At 70.7% G+C, this 26,266-nt stretch carries 15 protein-coding genes and 1 tRNA gene; 4 read left to right on the plus strand and 12 right to left on the minus strand.

What is annotated here, in order from left to right:
• Positions 1-125: 125 nt before the first annotated feature.
• The 3 genes from SSP24_RS38925 (at position 126) to SSP24_RS38935 (ending at position 6,971) form a co-directional block, all read left to right on the plus strand.
• Complete coding sequence (locus SSP24_RS38925) at positions 126-5,141, plus strand: ATP-dependent helicase (protein WP_141315442.1); 5,016 nt, start codon at positions 126-128, stop codon at positions 5,139-5,141.
• Between the two features lie 165 nt (positions 5,142-5,306).
• Positions 5,307-6,170 (plus strand): Fpg/Nei family DNA glycosylase, encoded by an 864-nt coding sequence (locus tag SSP24_RS38930; RefSeq protein ID WP_141315444.1) that lies wholly within the window; start codon positions 5,307-5,309, stop codon positions 6,168-6,170.
• Positions 6,171-6,206: 36 nt separating this feature from the next.
• Positions 6,207-6,971, plus strand: a complete 765-nt coding sequence (locus tag SSP24_RS38935) for an SDR family NAD(P)-dependent oxidoreductase (RefSeq protein ID WP_141315446.1) — start codon at positions 6,207-6,209, stop codon at positions 6,969-6,971.
• Here SSP24_RS38935 and SSP24_RS44610 read toward each other — a convergent pair.
• The 10 genes from SSP24_RS44610 to SSP24_RS38985 all read right to left on the minus strand — a co-directional run bounded on the left by SSP24_RS44610 (position 6,919) and on the right by SSP24_RS38985 (position 22,097).
• On the minus strand, positions 6,919-7,191 hold the full coding sequence (locus SSP24_RS44610) for a hypothetical protein (protein ID WP_141315448.1): 273 nt from the start codon (positions 7,189-7,191) through the stop codon (positions 6,919-6,921). The genes SSP24_RS38935 and SSP24_RS44610 overlap by 53 nt on opposite strands.
• Positions 7,192-7,436: 245 nt before the next feature.
• Positions 7,437-7,907, minus strand: coding sequence for a Dps family protein (locus SSP24_RS38945; protein WP_141315450.1), 471 nt, complete (start codon positions 7,905-7,907; stop codon positions 7,437-7,439).
• A 253-nt stretch (positions 7,908-8,160) separates the two neighbouring features.
• Positions 8,161-8,541 carry a helix-turn-helix domain-containing protein gene (locus SSP24_RS38950; protein ID WP_141315452.1) on the minus strand — a complete coding sequence of 127 codons (381 nt, stop codon included), beginning with the start codon at positions 8,539-8,541 and terminating at the stop codon, positions 8,161-8,163.
• A 109-nt stretch (positions 8,542-8,650) separates the two neighbouring features.
• Positions 8,651-9,196 carry a CinA family protein gene (locus SSP24_RS38955; RefSeq protein WP_141315454.1) on the minus strand — a complete coding sequence of 182 codons (546 nt, stop codon included), beginning with the start codon at positions 9,194-9,196 and terminating at the stop codon, positions 8,651-8,653.
• Positions 9,193-10,128 (minus strand): CDP-diacylglycerol--glycerol-3-phosphate 3-phosphatidyltransferase, encoded by a 936-nt coding sequence (gene pgsA / locus SSP24_RS38960; RefSeq protein WP_141315456.1) that lies wholly within the window; start codon positions 10,126-10,128, stop codon positions 9,193-9,195. The genes SSP24_RS38955 and pgsA overlap by 4 nt, the downstream gene beginning before the upstream one ends.
• A complete protein-coding gene (gene rimO / locus SSP24_RS38965) occupies positions 10,125-11,627 on the minus strand; it encodes a 30S ribosomal protein S12 methylthiotransferase RimO (RefSeq protein WP_141315458.1) in 1,503 nt (500 codons plus the stop codon). Before rimO ends, pgsA begins: the two co-directional genes overlap by 4 nt.
• 94 nt (positions 11,628-11,721) lie before the next feature.
• Positions 11,722-12,561, minus strand: coding sequence for a helix-turn-helix domain-containing protein (locus SSP24_RS38970; protein ID WP_141315460.1), 840 nt, complete (start codon positions 12,559-12,561; stop codon positions 11,722-11,724).
• Positions 12,562-12,836: 275 nt separating this feature from the next.
• Positions 12,837-15,551: a DNA translocase FtsK gene (locus SSP24_RS38975; protein ID WP_174864793.1), complete on the minus strand. Its 2,715-nt coding sequence runs from the start codon at positions 15,549-15,551 to the stop codon at positions 12,837-12,839.
• Positions 15,552-15,738: 187 nt separating this feature from the next.
• Positions 15,739-16,416 carry a response regulator gene (locus SSP24_RS38980; protein WP_141315464.1) on the minus strand — a complete coding sequence of 226 codons (678 nt, stop codon included), beginning with the start codon at positions 16,414-16,416 and terminating at the stop codon, positions 15,739-15,741.
• Between the two features lie 239 nt (positions 16,417-16,655).
• Positions 16,656-22,097 (minus strand): HAMP domain-containing protein, encoded by a 5,442-nt coding sequence (locus SSP24_RS38985; RefSeq protein WP_141315465.1) that lies wholly within the window; start codon positions 22,095-22,097, stop codon positions 16,656-16,658.
• A 405-nt stretch (positions 22,098-22,502) separates the two neighbouring features.
• Here SSP24_RS38985 and SSP24_RS38995 point away from each other — a divergent pair, with 405 nt between their 5' ends.
• Positions 22,503-25,265, plus strand: a complete 2,763-nt coding sequence (locus tag SSP24_RS38995) for a SpoIIE family protein phosphatase (RefSeq protein ID WP_141315467.1) — start codon at positions 22,503-22,505, stop codon at positions 25,263-25,265.
• Between the two features lie 55 nt (positions 25,266-25,320).
• On the opposite strand, the gene SSP24_RS39000 is transcribed toward SSP24_RS38995, so the two are convergent.
• Positions 25,321-25,396: transfer RNA gene (locus tag SSP24_RS39000), tRNA-Thr, on the minus strand.
• Positions 25,397-25,490: 94 nt separating this feature from the next.
• Positions 25,491-26,153 (minus strand): DegT/DnrJ/EryC1/StrS family aminotransferase, encoded by a 663-nt coding sequence (locus tag SSP24_RS39005; protein WP_141315469.1) that lies wholly within the window; start codon positions 26,151-26,153, stop codon positions 25,491-25,493.
• Positions 26,154-26,266: the final 113 nt, after the last annotated feature.

Consider the following 26,266-nt stretch of genomic DNA (forward strand, 5'->3'; position numbering starts at 1 on the left):
CCACCGCAACCACGCACACCACCCGCGCAGGCCGCCGCAGGCACCCGCACCACCCACCCAGCACCCCATCACACCCAAACCCGCAGGTCAGCCCCATTGTCAGTGCCGAGGTGCAGGATGGACCCATGGCGAGCTCCACACACCGAGCCCTGGACGGCTTCTCCCCCGCGACCCGCAGCTGGTTCACGGGGGCCTTCTCCGCGCCCACCGCAGCCCAGGCGGGCGCGTGGCAGGCCATCCGCGAGGGCTCGGACGTCCTGGTCGTCGCCCCCACCGGCTCGGGCAAGACCCTGGCCGCCTTCCTCGCCGCCCTCGACCAGCTCACCTCCACCCCCCACCCCGCCGACCCGAAGAAGCGCTGCCGAGTCCTCTACGTCTCGCCCCTCAAGGCCCTCGCCGTAGACGTGGAGCGCAACCTCCGCAGCCCCCTCACCGGCATCCGACACGAGTCCGTCCGCCTGGGCCTGCCCGAGCCCGACGTCAAGGTGGGCATCCGCTCCGGCGACACCCCGGCCACAGAGCGCCGAGCCCTGTCCACCCGCCCCCCGGACATCCTGATCACCACCCCCGAGTCCCTGTTCCTGATGCTCACGTCGGCCACCCGCGAGTCCCTGACCGGCATCGAGACCGTCATCCTCGACGAGGTGCACGCCGTCGCCGGCACCAAGCGCGGCGCCCACCTCGCCCTCTCCCTCGAACGCCTGGACGAGCTCCTGCCGAAGCCGGCCCGCCGCATCGGCCTCTCCGCCACCGTCCGCCCGGTCGACGAGGTCGCCCGCTTCCTCTCCCCCCGCCGCAAGGTGGAGATCGTCCAGCCGAAGTCCGGCAAGGAATTCGACCTCTCGGTCGTGGTCCCGGTCGAGGACATGGGCGAACTGGGCGGCTCCCCGGCCACCGACGGCGGCCCCGAGGGCGGCGACCGCCCGTCCATCTGGCCGCACGTGGAGGAGCGCATCGCCGACCTCGTGCAGTCCCACCGCTCCACCATCGTCTTCGCCAACTCCCGCCGCCTCGCAGAGCGCCTCTGCAACCGCCTCAACGAGATCGCCTACGAACAAGCGACCGGCGAGACCCTGGACGAACACCACGCCCCGGCCGAACTGATGGGCGGCTCCGGCGCCGCCCAGGGCGCCCCGCCCGTCATCGCCCGCGCCCACCACGGCTCGGTCTCCAAGGAGCAGCGCGCCCTCGTCGAGGAGGACCTCAAGGCGGGCCGCCTCCCGGCCGTCGTCGCCACCTCCAGTCTCGAACTCGGCATCGACATGGGAGCGGTCGACCTCGTCGTCCAGGTGGAATCCCCGCCCTCCGTCGCCTCCGGTCTCCAGCGTGTCGGCCGCGCGGGCCACCAGGTCGGCGCGGTCTCCACCGGCGTCGTCTTCCCGAAGTACCGCGGCGACCTGGTCCAGGCTGCCGTGGTCACTGAGCGGATGCGCACCGGCGCGATCGAGTCCCTGAGGGTCCCCGCCAACCCCCTCGACGTCCTCGCCCAGCAGCTCGTCGCCATGACGGCGATGGACACCTGGCAGGTCGACGACCTGCTCGCCATGGTCCGCCGCGCCGCCCCCTTCGCCTCGCTCCCCGAGTCGGCGTTCACCGCGGTCCTCGACATGCTCGCCGGCCGCTACCCGTCGGACGCGTTCGCGGAGTTGCGCCCGCGCGTGGTGTGGGACCGCGTCGCGGGCACGATCACCGGCCGCCCCGGCGCGCAGCGCCTCGCCGTCACCTCCGGCGGCACGATCCCCGACCGCGGCCTCTTCGGCGTCTTCCTGGCAGGCGCCGACCCCAAGAAGGGCGGCGGCCGGGTCGGCGAGCTCGACGAGGAGATGGTCTACGAGTCCCGCGTCGGGGACGTCTTCACGCTCGGCACCAGCTCCTGGCGCATCGAGGACATCACCCGCGACCGGGTCCTGGTCTCCCCCGCCCCGGGCGTCCCGGGCCGCCTCCCCTTCTGGAAGGGCGACCAGCTCGGCCGCCCGCTCGAACTGGGGCGCGCGGTGGGCGCGTTCCTGCGCGAGGTCGGCTCCCTCGGCAAGGAGGACGCCCGCCTCCGCCTGCTCGCCGCGGGCCTCGACGCCTGGGCCGCCGACAACGTGCTGTCCTACCTGCACGAACAGCGCGAGGCCTGCGGCCACGTCCCCGACGACCGCACCATCGTCGTCGAACGCTTCCGCGACGAGCTCGGCGACTGGCGCGTGGTCGTCCACTCCCCCTTCGGCGCCCAGGTGCACGCCCCGTGGGCACTCGCGCTCGGCGCCCGCCTCTCCGAGCGGTACGGCATGGACGCCCAGGTCATGCACGCAGACGACGGCATCGTGCTGCGCCTGCCCGACGCCGACCTCATGGGCCTGGACCTGCTGGACCAGGAGCCGATGAAGCTGGGCACGGAGTACGACGCCGAGCAGGCCCCCATCGGCGCGGCGGACGTCGTCTTCGACAAGGGCGAGGTCGACCAGATCGTCACCGACCAGGTCGGCGGCTCGGCCCTGTTCGCGTCCCGCTTCCGCGAATGCGCCGCCCGCGCGCTGCTGCTGCCCCGCCGCAACCCGGGCAAGCGCACCCCCCTGTGGCAGCAGCGCCAGCGTGCTTCCCAACTGCTCCAGGTGGCGGGCGAGTTCGGTTCGTTCCCGATCATCCTGGAGGCGGTCCGCGAATGCCTCCAGGACGTCTTCGACGTCCCCGGCCTCGTCGAGCTGATGGGCGACCTGGAGTCCCGCAAGGTCCGCCTGGTCGAGGTCACCACCCCCGAGCCGTCCCCCTTCGCACGCTCCCTTCTGTTCGGGTACGTCGCCCAGTTCTTGTACGAGGGGGACTCGCCGCTCGCCGAGCGCCGCGCCGCCGCCCTGTCGCTGGACTCCCGCCTGCTCGCCGAGTTGCTCGGCCAGGCGGAGCTGCGCGAGCTGCTCGACGCGGAGGTGCTGACCGAGCTGGAGCGGGAGCTTCAGTGGCTCACCGAGGACCGCCGGGTCAAGGACGCTGAGGGCGTCGCCGACCTGCTCCGGCTCCTCGGTCCGCTCACCGCCGCCGAGTTGGCCGAGCGGGGCGCCGAGCCGCAGTGGGCCCAGGAGCTGGCCGGCCACCGGCGTGCGATCAAGGTCCGTATCGCCGGCGCCGACCACTGGGCGGCGATCGAGGACGCGGGCCGCCTGCGCGACGCGCTCGGCACGGCCCTGCCGGTCGGCGTCCCGGAAGCCTTCATGGAACCGGTGAAGGACCCGCTGGGTGACCTCCTCGCGCGCTACGCCCGCACCCACGGCCCGTTCACCTCGGCCACGGCCGCCGCCCGCTTCGGCCTTGGCGTGGCGGTCACCGAGGGCGCCCTGCAGCGGCTCGCGGCGTCGGGGCGGGTCGTACAGGGCGAGTTCCATCCGGCCGGCATCGGCCAGGAGTGGTGCGACGCAGCAGTCCTGCGCCGGCTGCGCCGCCGTTCCCTGGCCGCCCTGCGGCACGAGTTGGAGCCGGTCCCGCCGGCCGCGCTGGCCCAGTTCCTCCCGCAGTGGCAGCACATCGGCCGGGGCCACGCGCTGCGGGGCATCGACGGACTGGTGCGCGCCATCGAGCAGTTGCAGGGCGCCTCGGTGCCCGCCTCCGCTCTGGAGAAGCTCGTCCTGCCGTCCCGCGTCACCAGCTACACCCCGGCGATGCTGGACGAGCTGACGGCCTCCGGCGAGGTGGTGTGGGCCGGAGCGGGCGCACTCCCCGGCAAGGACGGCTGGGTGTCCCTGTACATGGCGGACGCGGCCCCCCTGCTGCTGCCGCCCCCGCACCCCCTGGAGCTGACGGCCCTCCACGAGTCCGTCCTGCACGCCCTCTCCGGAGGCTACGGACTGTTCTTCCGCCAGATCGCCGACCAGGTCCGCGCCACCACCCACCCCGAGGTCACCGAGCCCCAACTGGCCGACGTCGTCTGGGATCTGGCCTGGTCCGGCCGACTGACCAACGACACTCTCGCCCCCCTGCGCTCCCTGCTCGGCTCGGGCCGTACCGCGGGCTCCACAGCCCACCGCGCCAAGCGAACGATCCCGCGCGGCCGCTACGGCTCGCTCACCGCCGCCGCCCGTACGGCGTCCCGCAGCGGCCCGCCCACCGTCGCCGGCCGCTGGTCCCTGCTCCCGGCCCACGAACCCGACCCCACCGTCCGCGCCCATGCCCTGGCCCGCACCCTCCTCGACCGGCACGGCGTGGTGACCCGGGGAGCGGTCGCCGCGGAAGGCGTCGAAGGCGGGTTCTCGGCGACGTACCGCATCCTGTCCGCCTTCGAGGAGAGCGGGCAGGCCCGGCGTGGCTACGTGGTGGAGGGCCTCGGCGCCGCCCAGTTCGCGATGGACGGCGCCGTCGACCGCCTCCGAGCCGTGGCCAACGCCCGCGACCGCGGCGAGGGCCTGCCGGACCCGACCTTCGGATTCGGCGCCGGCGCTCCCGCCGGAAGCGGCACCTTCGGCAACGACACCTTCGGAGAAGGCCCCACCGGCTCCCCCACCGGAAGCGGCACCTTCGGAGACAGCAGCACCGCCGCACCCGACGGCTACTTCACCCCCGCCGACGCCCTCGGCCCCTTCGACGACCACGCCTACCAGGACGACGAGGCGTACAACGACCCCGACGGCGACGCCCCGCTCGCCCACCCCGCACCGGGCGAGTACGTGTCCCCGAAGGACCACGCCGCCACCCCCCAGACCTCCACGTGGCAGAACGGCGGCCACACCCCGTACGGCACCGGCGCGCCCGCCCGCCGCAACCGCCCCACCCCCGCCTCCCGCGCCGTCGTCCTCGCTGCCGCCGACCCGGCCAACGCGTACGGCGCCGCCCTGCCCTGGCCCGAGCCCCCGACCGGCGCCGGCCACAAGCCGGGCCGCAAGGCGGGATCCCTGGTCGTCCTGGTCGACGGCGAACCGACCCTCTACATGGAACGCGGCGGCAAAACCCTGCTGGCCTGGCCCGCCACCCCGGACGCCACCCCCACCGACGACCCACGCCTGAGCGTCGCCGCCGAGGCGCTCGCCGCAGCCGCCCGCGCGGGCTCCCTGGGCACGGTCACCGTGGAACGCATCAACGGCACCCCCGCCCTGACGTCTCCCATAGGCACTCTCCTGGAGACAGCGGGCTTCATCGCAACGCCCCGAGGCCTGCGCCTACGGGCGTGAGCCCACAACCCACGACCGGAGCGCCCCCGGAGGCCCCAGCCCCCCGGTCCACCCGAGACCTCAGCCCCTGCCCGCCCGAGCCCCAGCCCCTGCCCGCCCGGGGCCCCAGAGACCGCCCAGCGACCCCCCTGAGAATCCGCCCCCCGAACATGCCACCCTGAACCCATGCCCGAAGGAGACACGGTCTGGCAATCCGCGAGGCGCCTGCACACCGCCCTCGCCGGCAAGATCCTGACCCGCTCCGACCTCCGCGTCCCGAAGTACGCGACGGCCGACCTCACCGGCCGCACCATCCTCGACGTCACCCCGCGCGGCAAGCACATCCTCACCCGCATCGAAGGCGGCCTGACCCTCCACTCGCACCTCAAGATGGACGGCTCCTGGAAGGTGTACGCGACCGGCGCACGCTGGACCGGCGGCCCCGCGCACCAGATCCGCGTCATCCTCGGCAACCCCGACCACACCGCGGTCGGCTACCGCCTCCCCGTCCTCGACCTCCTCCGCACCACCGACGAGGACCGAGTCGTCGGCCACCTCGGCCCCGACCTGCTGGGCCCGGACTGGGACCCGGACCAGGCCCTGGCCAACCTGCTCGGCGACCCCGCCCGCCCCCTCGGCGAGGCTCTCCTGGACCAGCGCAATCTCGCCGGCATCGGCAACGTCTACAAGAGCGAACTCTGCTTCCTGCTCGGCGCCACGCCCTGGCTCCCGATCGGCGCCCTCCCCGCCGACCGCGCGGCCAAGCTCCCGTCCCTGGCGAAGAAGCTCCTGGAGGCCAACCGTGACCGCCCGGTCCGCAGTACGACGGGCCGCCGCGGCCAGGACCTGTTCGTGTACGGCCGCGCACCCCGCCCCTGCCTGCGCTGCCACACCTCCATCCGCGTCGCCGACCAGGGCGACGGCTCCCGCGAGCGCCCCACCTACTGGTGCCCGCACTGCCAGACCGGCCCCTCCCCGACGCCCGGCACCCCACGCACCGGCGGAACCCCGAGCCGTACGCCCCGGAGCAACCCAACCCCGCCCAGCTAATTGACGACCCGTCAGAAATCGCCGTACGGTCCCCACATGGCCGTACAGGCATACGACCTCACCGGACGCACCGCGCTCATCACCGGCGCCGCCAACGGCATCGGCCGCGCCTCGGCGATCCTGCTCGCCCAGGCAGGCGCCACCGTGCACTGCGCCGACCGCGACGCCCACGGCCTGCACGAGACGGCCACGCTGATCAAAAGTCAGGGCGGCACAGCCCGCACCCACCACCTCGACGTCACCGACCGCGCCCAGGTCAGACAGGCCGTCGAGTCCTGCGAACGCCTGGACGTGCTGGCCGCGATCGCCGGCATCATGCACAGTAGCCCGGTCCTGGAGACCCGCGACAAGGACCTCGACCGCGTACTGAGCGTCAACTTCAAGGGAGTCCTCTACGCCTGCCAGGAGGCCGCCCGCCTGATGCTCAGCCACGACGTGAAGGGCAGCATCATCACCATGGCGTCCGGCGCCGTCGACACCGGCGGCCCAGGTCTGCTGTGCTACGGCGCGGCCAAAGCGGCCGTCGTACAGCTGACGAAGACGCTGGCGACCGAGGTGGGCCGGTACGGCATCCGTGTGAACGCGATCGCGCCGGGCTGGATTCGCACGCCCATGACCGACCGCCACGACAGTGCGGCCCAGGCGCACACGGAGGCGCTGATGGCGCGGATGTCCCCGTTGGGCCGCGTCGGCGAACCGGAGGACGTCGCCCACACCGTCCTGTACCTGGCCTCGGAGGCGTCGGCCTTCACGACAGGCCAGATCCTCCGTCCGAACGGGGGCGTGGCGATGCCCTGGTAGCGGTCCCACAGGCCGCCCGCCACGCCGCCTTCCCGAGCGAGCCCGCCGCATGCCCCCTGGGCACACAGTGCACCGGCAACAGGCTCAGCCCCCACCCCCCGGCCGCGACCGCCCCCTCCAGCGCCCCCGCATCAGGCGCCACCGCCAGCCGCAGCACGGCCCACCACCACACCGCGCCGAGCCCCAGTACGGCCCCCCAGCGCACTATCCGCCCCGCCATGGCCGTCACCTCCAGCTCGACGCCAGAAAGCCCGTCCTTACGTCCGGGACGACGCTAGTCACGTGCCCTCCCGCCACGGGAGGGCGCACCAGCGGCACAGGGGCGCACCACTCACCGACGCCCACGGAAACCGGGGCACCCGGGTCAACCGGCGTCAACCCCGCGCCCCGGGCACGCCGGGCCAGGCGAGACCAACCTCGCCACCCAAGCATCCAGGTCCACCGAAGCCGACGTCCCCACCCACCTCAGCCGTTCTCAGCCTGAAACATCCACCGATGCTTCTCCAGATCCCCCGTGATCCCGATCAGAATGTCCTGCGAGACCGGATCCGCCGTCGTAGTCGCCGCCACCCGCTCACGCATCCGCCGGATCACCGCCCCCAGCGCGTCCACGAGCGCCTCGACCGCCTCCGCGTCCCTGATCCAGCCGCCGGCCGTCGCCGCGATACCGCTGCCCACAGCCACCGTCGAGGCCCGCCCGTCGGGCGGGACGCCCAGTGCCGACGCCCGCTCGGCGACCGTGTCCGAGTGCCCGCGTGCGCTGGTCACGACCTCGTCGAGCTGAAGGTGCACGGTGCGGAAGCGGGGCCCGACCACGTTCCAGTGGATCTGCTTGGCCACCAAAGAGAGGTCGATCAGATCGACGAGGGCACCCTGCAACGCCTCGGCGACCGTCTTCAGGTCGGCGTCGGACAGCGGGCTCTTCACGACGTACATCGCACCTCCGTTGGCTGGCCCGTCATGTCCCTCCACGATGACCGCGCCCCCGGGGACCGGCAAACGCACCCAAAACGGAATCGAAACGAGTCCGAACGGAGACCCCGGAAACGCGAAAACCCCGACGACACTCCCCCGGGTCTCCCCGGAGAAGCCCCGGCCGGGGCCTCACACGTTTCCTCAGACGCTTGCTCGCATGTGACTCAGGACGCGACGCAGCACGTGCCGCACACGCGAGACCGCGAGACTCAGCTCACGCGGCGACCACATCCACCGCCTCGGAGGGCGCCTTGATGGTCACCCGTTCCGGTGGCACACCGGCCACCGACACGGAACCCAGCATCGGACGAACCGGCGTGGGCACAGGCTCACTGGGGGTGGCCGCTGCAGACTGGGCCAGCTCGGCGAGGGCGAGCTCGTCGCTCACTTCCCGCATGAGCTCGGACATCCGTACGTCCAGCGCGTCGCAGATGGCGGAGAGCAGTTCGGAGGAAGCCTCCTTCTGCCCCCGCTCCACCTCGGAGAGATAGCCGAGTGAGACTCGGGCGGACGAGGAGACTTCGCGCAGAGTACGGCCCTGGCGCTGGCGCTGCCGACGCAGCACGTCACCCAGCAGGCGACGGAGCAGAATCATCGGTGGCTCCCTCCTCGGACCGCGTAGCCGCATCCTTCACGCCCCACCGTACCGCCTCGTGCTGCGGCCGTGCGGGGAGCGATGTCGTGTTCACTCAGGGCTGCAAACATCAAAACCCCCCGTTCCGTTCCGTATCCTGTGCCCGCTCATTCCCAGTCTGTTCGCTCGCAAGCTCTCTCAGAAGCAGTGCGAGTACGCTCCGTACACTCTCCATACGAATTTCCGCCCGGTGGCCGTTCAACCTCAAGGCCTCCACTTTTCCGCCACCGGCAGAACCGGAAGCCGGTCCGAACGGCCCGTCCAGGGCCACGAAAACCGTTCCCACGGGCTGTCCGTCCTGGGGTTCCGGCCCGGCGACACCCGTCGTCGCGATGCCCCAGTCGGCACCCAGCGCCTTCCGCACGCCGGCCGCCATCTGGGCGGCGACCTGCGGATCCACCGCTCCGCGCTGCGCCAGCAGGGTGGCGTCGACGCCGAGCAGTTCGTGCTTGAGCTCGGTCGCGTACGCCGTCACGGACCCACGGAAGGCCTTGGACGCCCCCGGAACCGCGGTCAGCTCCGCCGCGACCAGGCCACCCGTCAGCGACTCGGCAACGGCGACGGTCTCGCCCCTCACCGTGAGTAGTCGCACCACCTCGGTGGCCGGGGAACTCACTCTTTCGTCTCCTCCAACGCGGCCTTGCGCTCGGCGATTCCCCGCCTGCGCAGCACAATGGCCTGTCTCACATAGTCGAGTCCGGTCGCCACGGTCAGCACGACCGCCGCGGCCATCACCCAGAACCGCAGGGTGGCCAGCCATCCGGTGAGCGCCAGCACGTACATCCCGACGGCCACGCCCTGGGTGAGGGTCTTCAGCTTTCCGCCGCGGCTGGCGGGAATGACGCCGTAGCGAATGACCAGAAAACGCAGCAGTGTGATCCCGAGTTCCCGTCCGAGGATCACCCCGGTCACCCACCACGGCAGATCGCCCAGCGCCGACAGACAGATCAGCGCCGCACCCATGATCGCCTTGTCGGCTATGGGATCGGCGATCTTCCCGAAGTCGGTGACGAGGTTGTACGTGCGCGCGAGATGCCCGTCGAACAGGTCGGTGATCATGGCGATGGCGAAGGCCGCCCAGGCGAGCGAGCGCCACGCGGGGTCGTATCCGCCGTCGGCCAGCATCAGCGCGACGAAGCCGGGGACGAGGACCAGTCGGAGCATGGTCAGGAGGTTGGCGATGTTCCAGACGCTGGCCTGGTCCACCGCCGCGGCGGCGATCTTCCCGCCGCGCGCCGCTTTCGCACCCATCTGCACACCATCGGCGCCCGCCCCGGAGGCACCCGCGTCAGTGGCGCCCACTCCGGAGACGCCCGTACCAGTAGCGCCCGCCCCGGACACCCCCGTACCAGTGGCCCCCGCCCCAGTGACACCCGCGCCGGACCCGCCCACGCCCACGGCACCCGCGCCGCCGGACACACCCCTGCCCTGCGCGGAACCCTTCTTCAGGGAAGCCCTCTTAGGGTTCGAGGAGGCCCCTTTCGAGGCCGCGGCGGCGCCGTTCGCCTGGGCGGAGCCACCCGCGGCGGACGCCGGTACTCCGGTCATCTGCCCGCCTCCTCACTGCCGGCCCGGCCCTCGCCGCCGGCGCTCACGAACGCGGCCAGCGGCTCGGCCACCAGGTCGACACCTTCCGTACCGAGCACCTTCGCCTCGACCATACGACCGACGCTCAGCGCCTCGCCGCCCGTGACGCCGGTGAGCAGCACCTGCCCGTCCGTCTCGGGCGCCTGGTGCGCCGCACGGCCGTGGGTACCCTCCTCGCCGTCCACCGATTCCACCAGCACGCGCACGGTTTCCCCGACGCGCTCCTCGGCCCGCTGCGAGACGAGTTCCTCCGCGAGCTGCGAGATGTGGGCGAGCCGCTCGGCGACGACATCCTCGTCGAGCTTGTTGTCGTACGTGGCCGCTTCCGTGCCCTCCTCGTCGGAGTAGCCGAAGACGCCGATCGCGTCCAGCCGCGCCCCATTCAGGAACCGCTCCAGCTCGGCCAGGTCGGCCTCGGTCTCCCCGGGGAAGCCCACGATGAAGTTGGACCGCACGCCCGCCTCGGGCGCCTTGCTGCGGATGGTGTCGAGCAGCTCCAGGAACCGGTCGGTGTCACCGAAGCGCCGCATCGCGCGCAGCACGTCGGGCGCGGAGTGCTGGAAGGACAGGTCGAAGTACGGGGCGACCTTCGGTGTCGAGGTCAGTACGTCGATCAGGCCGGGCCGCATCTCGGCGGGCTGGAGGTAGCTCACCCGCACCCGCTCGATGCCGTCGACCTCCGCCAGCTCCGGCAGCAGCGACTCCAGCAGTCGGATGTCGCCCAGGTCCTTGCCGTAGGAGGTGTTGTTCTCGGAGACCAGCATGATCTCCTTGACGCCCTGCTCGGCCAGCCACCGCGTCTCGTTCAGTACGTCGCTCGGGCGGCGCGAGATGAAGGAGCCGCGGAAGGACGGGATGGCGCAGAAGGAGCAGCGCCGGTCGCAGCCGGAGGCCAGCTTCACCGAGGCGACGGGGGCGCCGTCGAGGCGGCGGCGCAGTGGCGCACGCGGACCGGAGGCCGGGGCGACGCCCTCCGGCAGGTCCGTGGGGGCACCGTGGCCCGGCAGGGCCACATCGGACACCGACTGCCGCTCGGCGGGGCTGATCGGCAGCAGCTTGCGCCGGTCACGGGGGGTGTGGGCGGCGTGGATGCCGCCGCTCAGGATGGTCTGCAGCCGGTCGGAGATGTCCGCGTAGTCGTCGAAACCGAGCACGCCGTCGGCCTCGGGGAGGGCCTCGGCGAGTTCCTTGCCGTACCGCTCGGCCATGCAGCCCACCGCCACGACGGCCTGGGTTCTGCCCTGCCCCTTGAGGTCATTGGCCTCCAGGAGGGCGTCGACGGAGTCCTTCTTGGCGGCGTCGACGAAGCCGCACGTGTTCACGACGGCGACGTCCGCGTCCCCGGCTTCCTCGACGAGCTCCCAGCCGTCCGCCTCCAAACGGCCTGCGAGCTCCTCCGAGTCCACCTCGTTACGGGCGCAGCCAAGGGTGACAAGTGCGACGGTACGGCGTTCAGGCATGGGCTCAAGACTACTTCGTCCCACTGACACCCCACGTCGACGGGGTTGGCCGATCTTGCCCAACCCCGCAGCACCACGCCCCTCGGAAGACCGCTTACCCGACCTGCGGATCGCCCTTCGTGTACGTGAGCCGCTCCACGGCGCCGGGCTGGAAGTCGTCCTCGATCTTCTTGCCGTTGACGTACAGCTGGATGGCCCCCGCGTCACCCAGCACGAGGTTGATCTTCGAGCTGTCCTGGAAGGTCTTGGACTGGCCCTGCTTGAGGAGCCCGTCGAACAGGAGCCGGCCGTTGTGGTCCTTGGCGGAGATCCAGCTGCGGCCGTCGACGGCGCTGACCTGGACGGTGACCTTGTCGCGGGGCGCGGCCGCGATGGCGCTCTCGGTGGGGTCGGGCTTGGGGTCGGTGGGCTTGGTCGCGTCGGCGGACGGCGAGGCGGTCTTGCCGGCCGAGGGCTTGGCTCCCTCGGCGACCGCCGACTTCGAGCCGTCCTCGGAGCCGCCCCTGAACAGGGTGAAGCCGACGAAGCCGATCACGGCGACGATCGCGGCGACCATGGCCGCGGTCCAGTTGGGCCCCCGCCGCTCCGGACGAATGCGCTCGGCTTCGAACAGCGGCGCCGCCGGCGTCGGCGCCGGACGCCCGCCGCGCTCGGCGTCGTACTGCGCGAGAAGCGGGGCCGGATCCAGGTGGACGTACTTGGCCAGGGTCCTGATGTGCCCGCGCGCGTAGACGTCGCCGCCGCAGGGCGCGAAGTCGTCCGCCTCGATGGCGTGCACGATGGCGATGCGGACCCGGGTGGCGGTACTGACGTCATCGACGGTCAGCCCGGCGGCAATACGCGCCTGCTGCAGGGCACGGCCGATGGAGGGGCGGGCTTCCTCGGATACGTCTTCGAACGGACGCTCGTCTTCAGGGGAGTTGCCGATGGACACGGGGGCGCCTTTCGAGCGTGTAGCCACCTGTGCTGGAGGTTCAGTCTAGGGGGGGTGCAAAAGGGTGAGGCAACCCGGCGGAGGGACTTTGTACGCCATCGGAATGGCCGGACGTCCCATCGCCGGGCGTGTTGCTTGACGAATGGTGAGGCGGATGTCTGTCGCTTCGCTCAACTTGACGTTCGTGGCAGGGAAACGGTTGCTCAATGATCCCTTACGGGTGAGTCACGATCGAACAACCGCGTGCGGCGAGCCGACGAGCGTGACCCGCTTGCCTACCCTTCAGACTCCCCACGGATGACGGCGAGCACGCCATCCAGCTCATCGGGTTTCACCAGAACGTCCCGCGCCTTGGACCCCTCGCTCGGCCCGACGATGTTCCGCGACTCCATCAGGTCCATCAGCCGTCCGGCCTTGGCGAAGCCGACGCGCAACTTGCGCTGGAGCATGGAGGTCGACCCGAACTGCGTGGAGACGACCAGCTCGGCCGCCTGGCACAGCAGGTCGAGGTCGTCGCCGATGTCCTCGTCGATCTCCTTCTTCTGCTTGCTGCCGACGGTGACGTCGTCCCGGAAGACCGGCGCCATCTGGTCCTTGCAGTGCTGGACGACGGCCGCGATCTCCTCCTCGGTCACGAACGCGCCCTGCATACGCGTCGGTTTGTTCGCGCCCATCGGCAGGAACAGCCCGTCGCCCTTGCCGATCAGCTTCTCGGCGCCGGGCTGGTCGAGGATGACCCGCGAGTCCGCCAGCGACGACGTGGCGAACGCCAGCCGCGAGGGCACGTTCGCCTTGATCAGACCGGTCACGACGTCCACGGACGGCCGCTGCGTGGCCAGCACCAGATGGATACCGGCCGCGCGCGCGAGCTGCGTGATGCGCACGATCGCGTCCTCGACGTCCCGCGGCGCCACCATCATCAGGTCGGCCAGCTCGTCGACGATCACCAGCAGATAGGGGTACGGCTGCAGCTCCCGCTCGCTGCCCTCGGGCGGCTTGACCTTGCCCTCGCGTACGGCACGGTTGAAGTCGTCGATGTGCCGGTAGCCGTACGCCGCCAGGTCGTCGTACCGAAGGTCCATTTCCCGTACGACCCACTGGAGCGCCTCGGCGGCCCGCTTCGGGTTGGTGATGATCGGCGTGATCAGGTGCGGAACGCCCTCGTAGGCGGTCAGCTCGACGCGCTTGGGGTCGACCAGGATCATCCTGACGTCCTCCGGGGTCGCCCGCATCATGACCGAGGTGATCAGGCAGTTGATGCACGACGACTTACCGGAACCGGTGGCTCCGGCGACCAGCATGTGCGGCATCTTCGCCAGCGAGTGCATGACGTACCCGCCCTCGACGTCCTTGCCGAACGCCACCAGCATCGGGTCGTCGTCCTCGGCGGACTCGGCCAGCCGCAGCACGTCGCCGAGGTTGACCATCTCGCGGTCGGTGTTCGGGATCTCGATACCGACCGCCGACTTGCCGGGGATGGGACTGATGATGCGCACGTCGGGGCTGGCGACGGCGTACGCGATGTTCTTGGTGAGCGCGGTGATCCGTTCGACCTTCACGGCGGGCCCGAGCTCGACCTCGTAGCGCGTCACCGTCGGCCCGCGCGTGAAGCCGGTGACCGCGGCGTCGACCTTGAACTCGGTGAAGACGTTCGTCAGCGAGGCCACCACGGCGTCGTTGGCGGCGCTGCGCGCCTTGCCGGGGCCCCCGCGCGTGAGGAGGTCGAGGGACGGCAGGGCGTAGGTGATGTCGCCGGACAGCTGGAGCTGTTCGGCGCGCGGCGGCAGGTCGCGCGGCTGTGCGGGCGGCGACTTGGTGAGGTCGGGGACCTCGGTCTCCAGCTTTTCCTGCTTGGCGCGCGCGGCCGGCACCGGCGTCGGAGTCGGGGTCGTCTCCGCGCGGTCGCCCACGCTGACGCCCTGGGTGAGGTCGGCGACGATCGGCGAGGGCGGCATGCCGTGCAGGACGGCACCGTCGAGCGCGGCAGCGGCGGCCGCGGCGACGTCCACGGCGTCCTTCTGCCGCTCCCGCTCGGGCTGCGGCACGGACGAGCGCCTGGGGCGGCCGCGACGCCGGGAGAGGGCCTCTTGTTCGGCGCTGTCGGGGTCGTAAGGCTGCGGGGCTTGTCCGCGCCTGCGCGGCCGTGCGGGCAGCGCCTCGCGCCACTGGTCGTCGTAGCGCTCGTCGTCCTCTGTGGGCCCGTCCTCGTACTCCTCGGAGTCGCGGACGAGGCCGAGCTTCGTGCCGAGCAGCCGCAACCGCTGCGGGATGGCGTTGACGGGGGTGGCCGTGACGACCAGCAGCCCGAAGATCGTGAGCAGCACCAGCAGCGCTACGGCGAGCATCTCGCCGAGGGCGTACGTGAGCGGGGTCGCCGCGCCCCAGCCGATGAGGCCGCCGGCGTCCCGTATGGCCTGCATGCCGGCGCTGCGGGCGGGCGAGCCGCAGGCGATGTGGACCTGGCCGAGCACACCGATGAGCAGCGCGGACAGGCCGATGACGATCCGGCCGTTGGCCTCGGGCTGCTCGGGGTGCCGGATGAAGCGCACGGCGATCACCGCGAGCAGGATCGGCACGAGCAGGTCCAGCCGGCCGAAGGCGCCGGTGACGAGTACCTCGACGAGGTCGCCGACGGGGCCGCGCAGGTTGGACCAGGTGCCCGCGGCGACGATCAGCGCGAGCGCGAGCAGCAGCAGCGCGATGCCGTCCTTGCGGTGGGCCGGGTCGAGGTTCTTGGCGCCCTGCCCGATGCCGCGGAATACGGCGCCGACGGCGTGCGCCAGGCCGAGCCAGATCGCGCGGACGAGCCGGTAGATGCCCCCGGTCGGGCTCGGCGCCGGCTTGGGCGCGGCCTTCTTCGCCGGAGCCTTCTTGGCGGGCGCCTTCTTCGCCGGGGCCTTTTTCGCGGCGGCCTTCTTCGCCGGAGCCTTCGCGGAAGCGGCAGCCTTCTTGGCGGGCTGCTTCTTGGCTGCGGAGGGACGTGAGGCCATAGGTGTGAGGTTACCGGTGGAGACGACAGTGGACACGTGCGCCTACTGCTTCACCCGTTCGTGTCGCCCGCGCACGGACACGCAATTGACGCGGGCTCATGAGCGGGTGACGTGTGCAAGGCCACCGACACGTCGGCTCCGTGAACGTACCCGGAACTTCGGGCGGGCAACTCGGCCCGGCTCGCCGTCAGTTCTGCGACGGCACCGAGGGGGTCCCGCCGGTGCCCGGCTCCAGCGCGTCCAGCGCCCGCCGCAACCCCGTGAGCTTGCGCTCCAGATGAGCCGCCGTGGCCACCGCCGCGGCGTCCGCGGACTCGTCGTCGAGCTGCTTGGAGAGCGCCTCGGCCTGCTCCTCGACGGCCGCGAGGCGCGCCGACAGCTCGGCGAGCAGCCCGGCGGACTCCTTGCCGCCGACCGCGCCCTTGCCGCCGCCCTCCAACTGGAGCCGCAGCAGCGCCGCCTGCTCGCGCAGCTGGCAGTTCTTCATGTACAGCTCGACGAACACGGAGACCTTCGCGCGCAGCACCCACGGGTCGAACGGCTTGGAGATGTAGTCCACCGCTCCCGCCGCGTAGCCCCGGAAGGTGTGGTGCGGGCCGTGGTTGATCGCGGTGAGGAAGATGATCGGGATGTCCCGGGTCCGCTCACGCCGCTTGATGTGCGCGGCGGTTTCGAAACCGTCCATTCCTGGCATCTGGACGTCCAGCAGAATGACCGCGAAATCGTCCGTGAGCAGTGCTTTGAGCGCTTCCTCCCCGGACGATGCCCGCACCAGCGTCTGATCGAGCGCCGAGAGGATCGCCTCCAGCGCCAGCAGATTCTCCGGCCGGTCATCGACCAGGAGGATCTTGGCCTTCTGCACCATGGCCCGCCCTCCTCGCCCCGGCAGTGCACCGGGCGCCGCCCCGTGGGACGACTCCGTTGCGCCGCCCATCCTCGTGCCGGTCATCGTAGCCGCACCCCGCCTGTCGCCACACCCTGTCACCGCGATGTCACTGTGCACGTAGCAGAAACGCAGCAGGGGACCAGAAGGTTCCCCGAACACCGCACTTCTACACGACTACGCACACTCAGAGTCAACAACTCCCCAAGGACATCCACTGTTCATTCGGCCTGCATCCACTGCTCCATCACCGCCAGCAGGTGATCGGGGTCGACCGGCTTCGTCACATAGTCGGACGCGCCCGACTCGATCGCCTTCTCCCGGTCGCCCTTCATCGCCTTGGCCGTCAGCGCGATGATCGGCAGCCCGGCGAACTGCGGCATCCTGCGGATCGCCGTAGTCGTCGCGTACCCGTCCATCTCGGGCATCATGATGTCCATCAGGACGACCGCCACGTCGTCGTGCTGCTCCAGCACCTCGATGCCCTCACGGCCGTTCTCGGCGTACAGCACCGACAGCCCGTGCTGCTCCAGGACGCTGGTGAGCGCGAAGACGTTGCGGATGTCGTCGTCGACGATCAGTACCTTCTCACCCCCGAACCGGACGCCCGCGCGCGGGTGTGCCTCCGCCTCCGCCTCACCGGCCTGCCACGCCTCCTGCGGCAGGGCCCGCTGCTCGGCCATGGGCGTGCTCCTGCGACGGCGCCGGAAGAGCGCGGCGGCGCCGTTCTGGGTCTCGTGGTACGACTTCACCTCCGCCGGCATCTCGACCGCCACCTCGGTCAGCTCCGGCCACTCGGCGCGTTCCCCGGCGGTCGGAAGGCTGGGCGTCGGCTGCTGGTAGCCGTGCGGGGGCAGTTCGCTCGGGTGCAACGGCAGGTACAGCGTGAAGGTGGAGCCGCGGCCCGGCTCGCTCTGCGCGTGGATCTCACCGCCGAGCAGCTGCGCGATCTCCCGTGAGATGGACAGGCCGAGGCCCGTACCGCCGTACTTGCGGCTGGTCGTGCCGTCCGCCTGCTTGAACGCCTCGAAGATCACCCGCATCTTGCTCGCCGCGATCCCGATGCCGGTGTCGGTCACCGAGAACGCGATCAGGTCGGCGTCCGCGTCGGTCAGCGACCCGGCCTCCAGCAGCTGCTCCCGGATGGCCTGCGGCACGTCGTCGCGCGCGGGCCGGATGACCAGCTCGACCGAGCCCGAGTCGGTGAACTTCACCGCGTTCGACAGCAGGTTGCGCAGCACCTGCAGCAGCCGCTGCTCGTCGGTGTGCAGCGTGGCGGGCAGCTCGGGAGACACCCGTACGGACAGGTCCAGGCCCTTCTCGGCGGTCAGTGGCCGGAAGGTGGCCTCCACGTAGTCCACGAGCTGGACGAGCGCGATACGCGTCGGTGAGACGTCCATCTTGCCCGCCTCGACCTTCGACAGGTCCAGGATGTCGTTGATCAGCTGGAGCAGGTCGGAGCCCGCCCCGTGGATGGTCTCGGCGAACTCGACCTGCTTCGGGGTGAGGTTGCCGTCCGCGTTGTCGGCGAGCAGCTTGGCCAGGATGAGCAGCGAGTTCAGCGGCGTACGCAGCTCGTGCGACATGTTGGCCAGGAACTCGCTCTTGTAGCGCATCGAGACCGCGAGTTGCTCGGCGCGCTCCTCCAGGACCTGCCGCGCCTCCTCGATCTCGGTGTTCTTCACCTCGATGTCGCGGTTCTGCTGGGCCAGCAGCTCGGCCTTCTCCTCCAGTTCGGCGTTGGACGCCTGCAGGGCCTTCTGCCGGTTCTCCAACTCGGCGGAGCGCTCACGCAGTTGCTCGGTCAGCTCCTGCGACTGCTTCAGCAGCACCTCCGTCTTGGTGTTGACGGAGATGGTGTTGACGCTGGTCGCGATCATCTCGGCGATCTGGTTGAGGAAGTCCTTCTGGATCTGCGTGAACGGCGTGAACGAGGCCAGCTCGATCACGCCGAGCACCTTGCCCTCGAACAGCACCGGCAGCACGATCACCTGCGCGGGCGGTGCCTCGCCGAGCCCGGAGGAGATCTTCAGATAGCCGCTGGGCGCGTTCTCGACCAGGATCGTGCGCTTCTCCTGGGCGGCCGTGCCGACGAGCGCCTCACCGGGCCGGAACGACGTCGGCATGGAGCCCATCGAGTAGCCGTACGAGCCCAGCATCCGCAGCTCGTACGGGTCCTCCTTGCCCGCGCTGTCGGCAGGCTGCATCGCCAGGAAAAACGCCCCGTGCTGGGCGGAGACCACCGGCGTCAGCTCGCTCATGATCAGCGAGGCCACGTCCTCCAGGTCCCGACGGCCCTGCATCAGCGCGGAGATCCGGGCGAGGTTGCCCTTGAGCCAGTCCTGCTCCTTGTTGGCGATCGTGGTGTCGCGCAGGTTGGCGATCATCTTGTTGATGTAGTCCTGAAGTTCCTGGATCTCGCCGGAGGCGTCCACGTCGATCTTCAGGTTGAGGTCGCCGCGGGTCACCGCGGTCGCCACGCGCGCGATGGCACGCACCTGCCGGGTCAGGTTCCCGGCCATCTCGTTCACGGACTCCGTCAGGTCCCGCCAGGTGCCGTCGACGTCCCGCACGCGCGCCTGGCCGCCCAGCTGGCCCTCCGTGCCCACCTCGCGGGCCACGCGCGTGACCTCCTCGGCGAAGGAGGACAGCTGGTCGACCATCGTGTTGATGGTCGTCTTCAGTTCGAGGATCTCACCGCGCGCATCGATGTCGATCTTCTTCGTCAGGTCACCCTTGGCGATCGCCGTCGTCACCATGGCGATGTTGCGCACCTGGCCGGTCAGGTTGGACGCCATCTGGTTCACCGACTCGGTGAGGTCCTTCCACGTACCGGCCACACCCGGTACGTGCGCCTGACCACCGAGGATGCCGTCCGTGCCCACCTCACGGGCCACCTTGGTGACCTGCTCGGCGAACGAACTCAGCGTCTTCACCATGGTGTTGAAGGTGTCGGCGAGCTGCGCCACCTCACCGCGCGCCTCGATCGTCACCGTCCGCGTCAGGTCACCATTGGCGACCGCCGCGGCGACCTGGGAGATGTTCCTCACCTGAACGGTGAGGTTCTTGGCCATCAGGTTGACGTTGTCGCTGAGGTCCTTCCAGATGCCGGTGACGCCCGGCACATGCGCCTGGCCGCCCAGGATGCCCTCGGTGCCCACCTCGCGCGCGACCCGGGTCACCTGGTCGGCGAAGGACGACAGCTGGTCGACCATGGTGTTGACGGTGGTGACGAGTTCGAGGATCTCGCCCTTGGCGTCGACGGTGATCTTCTTCGAGAGGTCGCCCTTGGCGACGGCGGTGGTGACGTGGGCGATGCTGCGCACCTGGACGGTGAGGTTGTTCGCCATGAAATTGACGGACTGGGTGAGGTCCTTCCAGGTGCCGGAGACGCCCTGCACCTCGGCCTGGCCGCCCAGCTTGCCCTCGGTGCCCACCTCGCGGGCCACCCTGGTGACCTCCTCGGCGAACGAGGACAGCTGGTCCACCATCGTGTTGAGGGTGTTCTTCAGCTCCAGGATCTCCCCGCGCGCATCCACGGTGATCTTCTGCGAGAGGTCACCCCGCGCCACCGCCGTCGCGACCTGCGCGATCTGGCGCACCTGGGCGGTGAGGTTGCCGGCCATGCCGTTCACCGAGTCGGTCAGGTCGCGCCACACACCGGCGACGCCGGGCACCTGCGCCTGACCGCCCAGCCGGCCCTCCGTACCCACCTCACGGGCCACCCGGGTCACCTGGTCGGCGAAGGCGGAGAGCTGGTCCACCATCGTGTTGACGGTGTTCTTCAGCTCCAGGATCTCCCCGCGCACGTCCATGGTGATCTTCTGCGACAGATCACCCCGCGCCACGGCCGTGGTCACCTGGGCGATCTGCCGCACCTGGGCGGTCAGGTTGCCGGTGATGGAGTTGACGGCGTCGGTCAGCTCCTTCCACGTACCGGAGACGCCCTCCACGCGCGCCTGCCCGCCGAGCCGCCCCTCGGTGCCGACCTCCCGGGCCATCGTCGTGACCTGGTCGGCGAACGACGACAACTGGTCGACCATCGTGTTCACGGTGTTCTTCAGCTGCAGCATCTCGCCGGAGACGTCCACGGTGACCTTCTGCGAGAGGTCACCATTGGCGACCGCCGTCGTCACCTGGGCGATGTTCCTCACCTGTCCGGTGAGGTTCCGGAACGCCGTGTTGACGGAGTCCGTCAGGTCCTTCCACGTCCCCGCGGCGCCCGGCACCTGCGCCTGGCCGCCCAGCTCACCCTCGTCGCCGATCTCCCGCGCCACGCGCGTGACCTCGGAACCGAAGGCGGACAGCTGGTCCACCATCCCGTTGACGGTGTTCTTCAGCTCCAGCATCTCGCCGGCCACGTCCACGGTGACCTTCTGCGAGAGGTCACCATTGGCGACCGCCGTCGTCACCGCGGCGATGTCCCTCACCTGAGTGGTCAGGTTCCGGAACACGGTGTTGACGGAGTCGGTCAGGTCCTTCCAGGTGCCCGCGGCACCTGGCACGTTCGCCTGCCCGCCGAGCCGCCCCTCCGCACCGACCTCGTTGGCCACACGCGTGACCTCGTCCGCGAAGATCCGCAGCGTCTCGGTCATCTGGTTGATGGTCTCGGCGAGCTGCGCCACCTCACCACGCGCCTGCACGGTCACCTTGCGCGACAGATCACCGTTGGCCACCGCGGTCGTCACCTCGGCGATCCCGCGCACCTGAGCGGTGAGGTTGCCGGCCATGGTGTTGACGGAGTCCGTGAGCTCCTTCCACACACCGGCCACCCCGGGCACCTGCGCCTGCCCGCCCAGCTCGCCCTCGGTACCCACCTCACGGGCGACCCGGGTCACCTCGGAGGAGAACGCGGAGAGCTGGTCCACCATCGTGTTGACGGTTTCCTTCAACTCCAGCATCTCACCGGCCACATGAACCGTGACCTTTCGGGACAGATCGCCCTTCGCGACCGCCGTCGTCACCAGCGCGATGTCCCGCACCTGAGCGGTCAGCCGGTCCGCCATCGTGTTGACGGACTCCGTCAGGTCCTTCCACGAACCGGACATACCGCGCACCTGGGCCTGCCCGCCCAACTTGCCCTCGGTGCCCACCTCGCCCGCCACACGCGTGACCTCGTCGGTGAACGTCGACAACTGGTCGACCAGGTTGTTGACGGTCCGCCCGACCTTCAGGAACTCCCCGCGCAGCGGATGCCCGCTCCCGTCGGGCGCGTTCGTCCGCAGCTCCATACGCGGCGACAGATCGCCCTCGGCCACGGCGAACAGCACCCGGCTGACCTCGGACACCGGCCACACCAGATCGTCGACCAGCGCGTTCGAGGCGTCGATCGCGGCCGCCCAGGACCCCTCACAGGCCCCCGCGTCCAGCCGTTCGGTGAGTTTTCCCTCACGTCCCACGACACGCCGCACCCGCGACAACTCACCCGTAAGGTGCAGATTTCGGTCGGCGACCTCATTGAAGACGGCGGCGATCTCCGCCATCACGCCGTCCCCGGACACCGTGAGCCGCTTGCGGAAGTTGCCGTCCCGCATCGAGACCAGGGCCGCCAGCAGCCGGTTCAGGGCAGCGGTGTCCACCTCAGTGGTCCCGTTCCGGTTGCTCGGGGACTGTCCGCCCTTCGCGCGCGGCTTCGTGCCCCGCGTCGCTGCGCCAGACTCCACTGTGTCCCTCCCGCAGGGGTCGACCATTACTGCCGTGCTCGGCTACTACTGCTCGGCGTACCGATTACTACTGCGTATCTGCGCCCGGTGGTACCAGCCGTCCATCTCACCAGGAGGTACCGGACCGCACCAGGGGCTGCTGCCCGCCGTACGCGCATCACACTCGCCCTGTCCGGACCTCCACCCAGAAGCCTGCCCAGTGTTTCACCCCGTCCGAACCAGGCCATAACAGTTCGGCAGCTTCGCACATCGTCCGCACACCCTCCGGACGGAAACACTGCAGACCGGCATCCGCATGAACCGCGAAGGTAAGTAACCTTGCATGCGGCTGTCCAGCCGCACCGGTTCCGTCCGGCCTGGGCGGTGGCACGAGAACGAGCGGGCATCGGAGGGGCGGCCGCACACATGACCACCGGACTGATCCCGGGGGGACAGCCCCCGGACCCCCGGCCGAAGAGCGGCCTGCCGTCGCAGACGCGACGCGAGCCGGTCGGCCCCGCAGCCCAGCACGTCGAGAGCAGGTCGAGGAGTTCTGTGATCACCGCGCGCGCGGCCGCCAGTTTCGAGCCCGTCGGGCGCTCGGTCGCCTCCGCGCGCTCCTTCGTCCGCGACACGCTCCAGGGCTGGGGACACGCCGACATCATTGACGACGCCGTGGTGCTCACCAGCGAACTGGTCACCAACGCCGTCGTACACGCCGGCACCACCGCCGACGTCCTGTGCCTGCGCCTCGACGACGGCGTACGCATCGAGGTCGCCGACCACTACCCGGAGCGCGAAGTCCCGCTCCAGGGCTCCGCCGTCAACATGGGCAGCCCCGACCGCGAGGGCGGCCGCGGCCTCCAACTGTGCGCGGCGCTGGCCGGCCGCTGGGGCGTGGAGTACACACCCACGCACAAGCAGGTCTGGTTCCAACTCGACCTACCCGAACGCGCCGTGGGCACCCGCACCGCCGGCCCGTCCCTCCCCGCCGACCTGCTCCCGATGGCCGACGGCCGCGTCCGCGTCGCCGTCATCCAGATCGACCGCAACGGCTCGATCACGGCCTGGAACGACGACGCCGAGGAACTCTTCGGCTACCAGGGCGAGCAGGTCACCGGCAAACCCCTCACCGACCTCGCCGCCTGGCCGCACACCCCGGGCACCAGCACCGGCATCGCCGAGGCACTGCAACTCTCGCGCTGGGAAGGCAGTTACGGCATCCGCGACGCCGGCGGCCGGGTCGTACCGGTGTACGCCTCCCACCTTCGGGTCCGCGACACCGCCGGCGAGCCCTCCACGGTCTGCCTCCTCGTCCGCGACCACGAACGAGCCGTCCTGCAAACGCCGCTGCGCATCACGGCGTCCGACACGACCACCTCCTCCGAGGGCCAGAGCACCGACCCCTTCGAGGTGTTCATCGGCTCGCCCGCCCCCGACGACCTCGACGGCCTCCTCCAGCGCACGGTCGAACGCGCTCGCGACATGCTCGACGGCGACTCCGCGTTCCTGCTCCTCGCCACCGACGACGAAACGGAGTTGGAGGTCCGCGCCTCCACGGGCCTGCCCTCCGCACGCCAGCGCTTCGCCCGCGTCCCCGTCGAGGCCGGCCCCGGCCGCTACGGCTCGGCCCGCATGCCGGCCGTCCACGACGACCTCACGGCCGTCCCCGGCGCCGTACCGCTGCTCAACGGCACGGGCATGCGCTCGGTCGTCACGGTCCCGCTCAAGGTCGAGGGCCGCCTCACCGGCTCCCTCGGCGTCGCCGCGGAGGCCCCCGGCAGATACTCCAACGAGGAGGCGCTGCGCCTCCAGTTCGCCGCCGACCGCATCGCCCTGGCCGTCGAGTCGGCCCGCCTCGGCGAACTCGAACGGCTGCGCCGCGGCTCACTGAGCTTCCTCGTCGAGGCATCCGACCTGCTCGCCGGCACCCTGGACCGCGACCAGACGCTCGCCCTGATGGCCCAGATGACGGTCCCGACGCTGGCCACCTGGTGCGCGGTCTACACGATCGCCGACCAGGCCTCGGAGCCGTACCTCTCGTACGTGCTGCACGAGGACGAGGAACTCATCGACGGCATCAAGTCGTTGCTGTCGAAGATTCCCCCGCCCGACCCGGTACCCACCCCGGGCGCCCGCGTCTGGTCGGCCCCGGCGGAAGCCGCCCACCAGGCGGCCCTCCGCACCTCCATGCGCAGCCTGGGCCTCGGCGAACCCGCCACGGTCAGCGGCGGCATCGGTACGACCCTGGCGACGGCCTCGGCAGTCGGCGGCGAGACGGTCGTCCTCCCCCTGGTCGCCCGCAACCGCGTCATCGGCATGCTCACCCTCGGCAAGCCCACCGACGACCACTTCCGCCAGGAGATCCTGGAACTGGCCGAGGACTTGAGCCGCCGGGCCGCCCTCGCCCTGGACAACGCCCGCCTGTACTCGGAGCGCACGGCCATCAGCCAGTCCCTCCAGCGCAGCCTCCTCCCGCCGGGCCTCCCCGCGATCGACGGCGTGGAGGTCGACGTCATCTACCGCGCGGCCGGCGAGGGCAACGAGGTCGGCGGCGACTTCTACGACCTCTTCCCCATCCGCGACGGCGCCTACGGCTTCGCCATCGGCGACGTCTGCGGTACGGGCCCGAACGCGGCGGCCGTCACCGGCCTGGCCCGGCACGCCCTGCGCCTGCTCGCCCGCGAGGGCCTCAGCGGCCCCGCGGTCCTGCAGCGCCTCAACTCCGCGATCCTCGACGAGGGCGCCCGCAGCCGCTTCCTGACCCTCCTGTACGGCGAGCTGCGCCCCCAGGAGGACGGCAGCGCGGAGCTGAAGGTGGTCTGCGCCGGCCACCCGCTCCCCCTGCGTCTGCGCCAGGACGGCACGGTGGAGACCGCCGCCGAACCACAGCCACTCCTCGGTGTCCTGGAGGACCTGGACCTCTACGAGCAGACGGTCACCCTCGACCCCGGCGACGTGCTCCTGTGCGTCACGGACGGCGTCACCGAACGCCGGGAGGGCAGCCGCATGCTCGGCGACGACGGCCTCGCCGACGTCCTCACCACCTGCACCGGCCTCACGGCGGGCGCGGTCGCCGCCCGCATCATGCGCGCCGTGGAACGCTTCGCCTCGGACGCCCCTTCCGACGACATGGCGATCCTGGCGATGCGCGTGCCGGGCCTCCACAACGGCCTGAACAACGCCTGAACGACATCCGAACAGCCAAAAGGCCCCCGCCCGAAAGGGCGGAGGCCTTTTGTTGTGGAGCCCCCAAACGGAATCGAACCGTTGACCTTCTCCTTACCATGGAGACGCTCTGCCGACTGAGCTATAGGGGCCGGTCGCCTACGACGTTTCCCTCGCGGCAACGGAATAGATCATACCCCGAACAGACCCGTGCTCCCAACCGCGATCGCCCGGCACCGGAAACGATCAGAGGGCAGGCTGCAACAGTCCGCCCAGCGCATTGCACGCGGACGCGATCCGCTGCATGTCCCGCTTCGTCAATCCACCGTCCACGGGCAGCGCAAGGGTTTCCGCGGCGGCCCGCTCGGTCTCCGGCAGCGAGACACACTGCCGAAATGCAGGCAGCCGGTGCACCGGTGTCTTCACCGGCACGCGACACTCAACTCCCCTGGCCCGCAGGGCCTGTGCGAACGCATCCCGATCCGGCCGCCCATTCCCGGGCACCCGCACCACGTACTGCTGATAGGTGTGCCCGTCCCCGCCGTCCGGCGTGTACACACCCTTCAACTTCGCATCCAGATAGGCAGCCCGCTGCCGACGCTGCGCGACCTCGTCGTACGGCGCCTCGGATTCCCCTTGCTCCAGCACCAGAATCCCGTGCCGCTGCCCCACTGCGTGCAGCCGCACGACATCCGCCGGCCGACCAAATCGGTGTACGACAACGACGGCCACGGTACGCGGAGTCACGGCCGCTTCGACCGCGGAGGCGTCGAGGCAGTAGGACACGGGGTCTATGTCGGCGAACACCGGGCGCGCCCCTGCCAGGGTCACGGCTTCGGAGACCTCGACGTTCCCGAAGGCCGGCACGATGACCTCGTCACCGACTCCGACGCCGGCGGCCCTGAGCATTGCAGCAGTACCCATGCTGGGGATCGTGGTTGCGCAACGTGAACTTCAAGTGACGCAGAACAAAAAAGGGTTGGACCCGGAACCGAAGTTCCGGGTCCAACCCGTTAATAATT

This window comes from Streptomyces spinoverrucosus (assembly GCF_006539505.1).
Classification (GTDB): Bacteria; Actinomycetota; Actinomycetes; order Streptomycetales; family Streptomycetaceae; genus Streptomyces; species Streptomyces spinoverrucosus.

Excerpts from the sequence above, each read along its gene's own strand:
- SSP24_RS38925 (WP_141315442.1), top strand. The coding sequence starts at position 126 with ATGGCGAGCTCCACACACCGAGCCCTGGACGGCTTCTCCCCCGCGACC.
- SSP24_RS38930 (WP_141315444.1), top strand. The coding sequence starts at position 5,307 with ATGCCCGAAGGAGACACGGTCTGGCAATCCGCGAGGCGCCTGCACACC.
- SSP24_RS38935 (WP_141315446.1), top strand. The coding sequence starts at position 6,207 with ATGGCCGTACAGGCATACGACCTCACCGGACGCACCGCGCTCATCACC.
- SSP24_RS44610 (WP_141315448.1), bottom strand. The coding sequence starts at position 7,191 with ATGGCGGGGCGGATAGTGCGCTGGGGGGCCGTACTGGGGCTCGGCGCG.
- SSP24_RS38945 (WP_141315450.1), bottom strand. The coding sequence starts at position 7,907 with ATGTACGTCGTGAAGAGCCCGCTGTCCGACGCCGACCTGAAGACGGTC.
- SSP24_RS38950 (WP_141315452.1), bottom strand. The coding sequence starts at position 8,541 with ATGATTCTGCTCCGTCGCCTGCTGGGTGACGTGCTGCGTCGGCAGCGC.
- pgsA (WP_141315456.1), bottom strand. The coding sequence starts at position 10,128 with ATGACCGGAGTACCGGCGTCCGCCGCGGGTGGCTCCGCCCAGGCGAAC.
- rimO (WP_141315458.1), bottom strand. The coding sequence starts at position 11,627 with ATGCCTGAACGCCGTACCGTCGCACTTGTCACCCTTGGCTGCGCCCGT.
- SSP24_RS38975 (WP_174864793.1), bottom strand. The coding sequence starts at position 15,551 with ATGGCCTCACGTCCCTCCGCAGCCAAGAAGCAGCCCGCCAAGAAGGCT.
- SSP24_RS38980 (WP_141315464.1), bottom strand. The coding sequence starts at position 16,416 with ATGGTGCAGAAGGCCAAGATCCTCCTGGTCGATGACCGGCCGGAGAAT.
- SSP24_RS38995 (WP_141315467.1), top strand. The coding sequence starts at position 22,503 with ATGACCACCGGACTGATCCCGGGGGGACAGCCCCCGGACCCCCGGCCG.
- SSP24_RS39005 (WP_141315469.1), bottom strand. The coding sequence starts at position 26,153 with ATGCTCAGGGCCGCCGGCGTCGGAGTCGGTGACGAGGTCATCGTGCCG.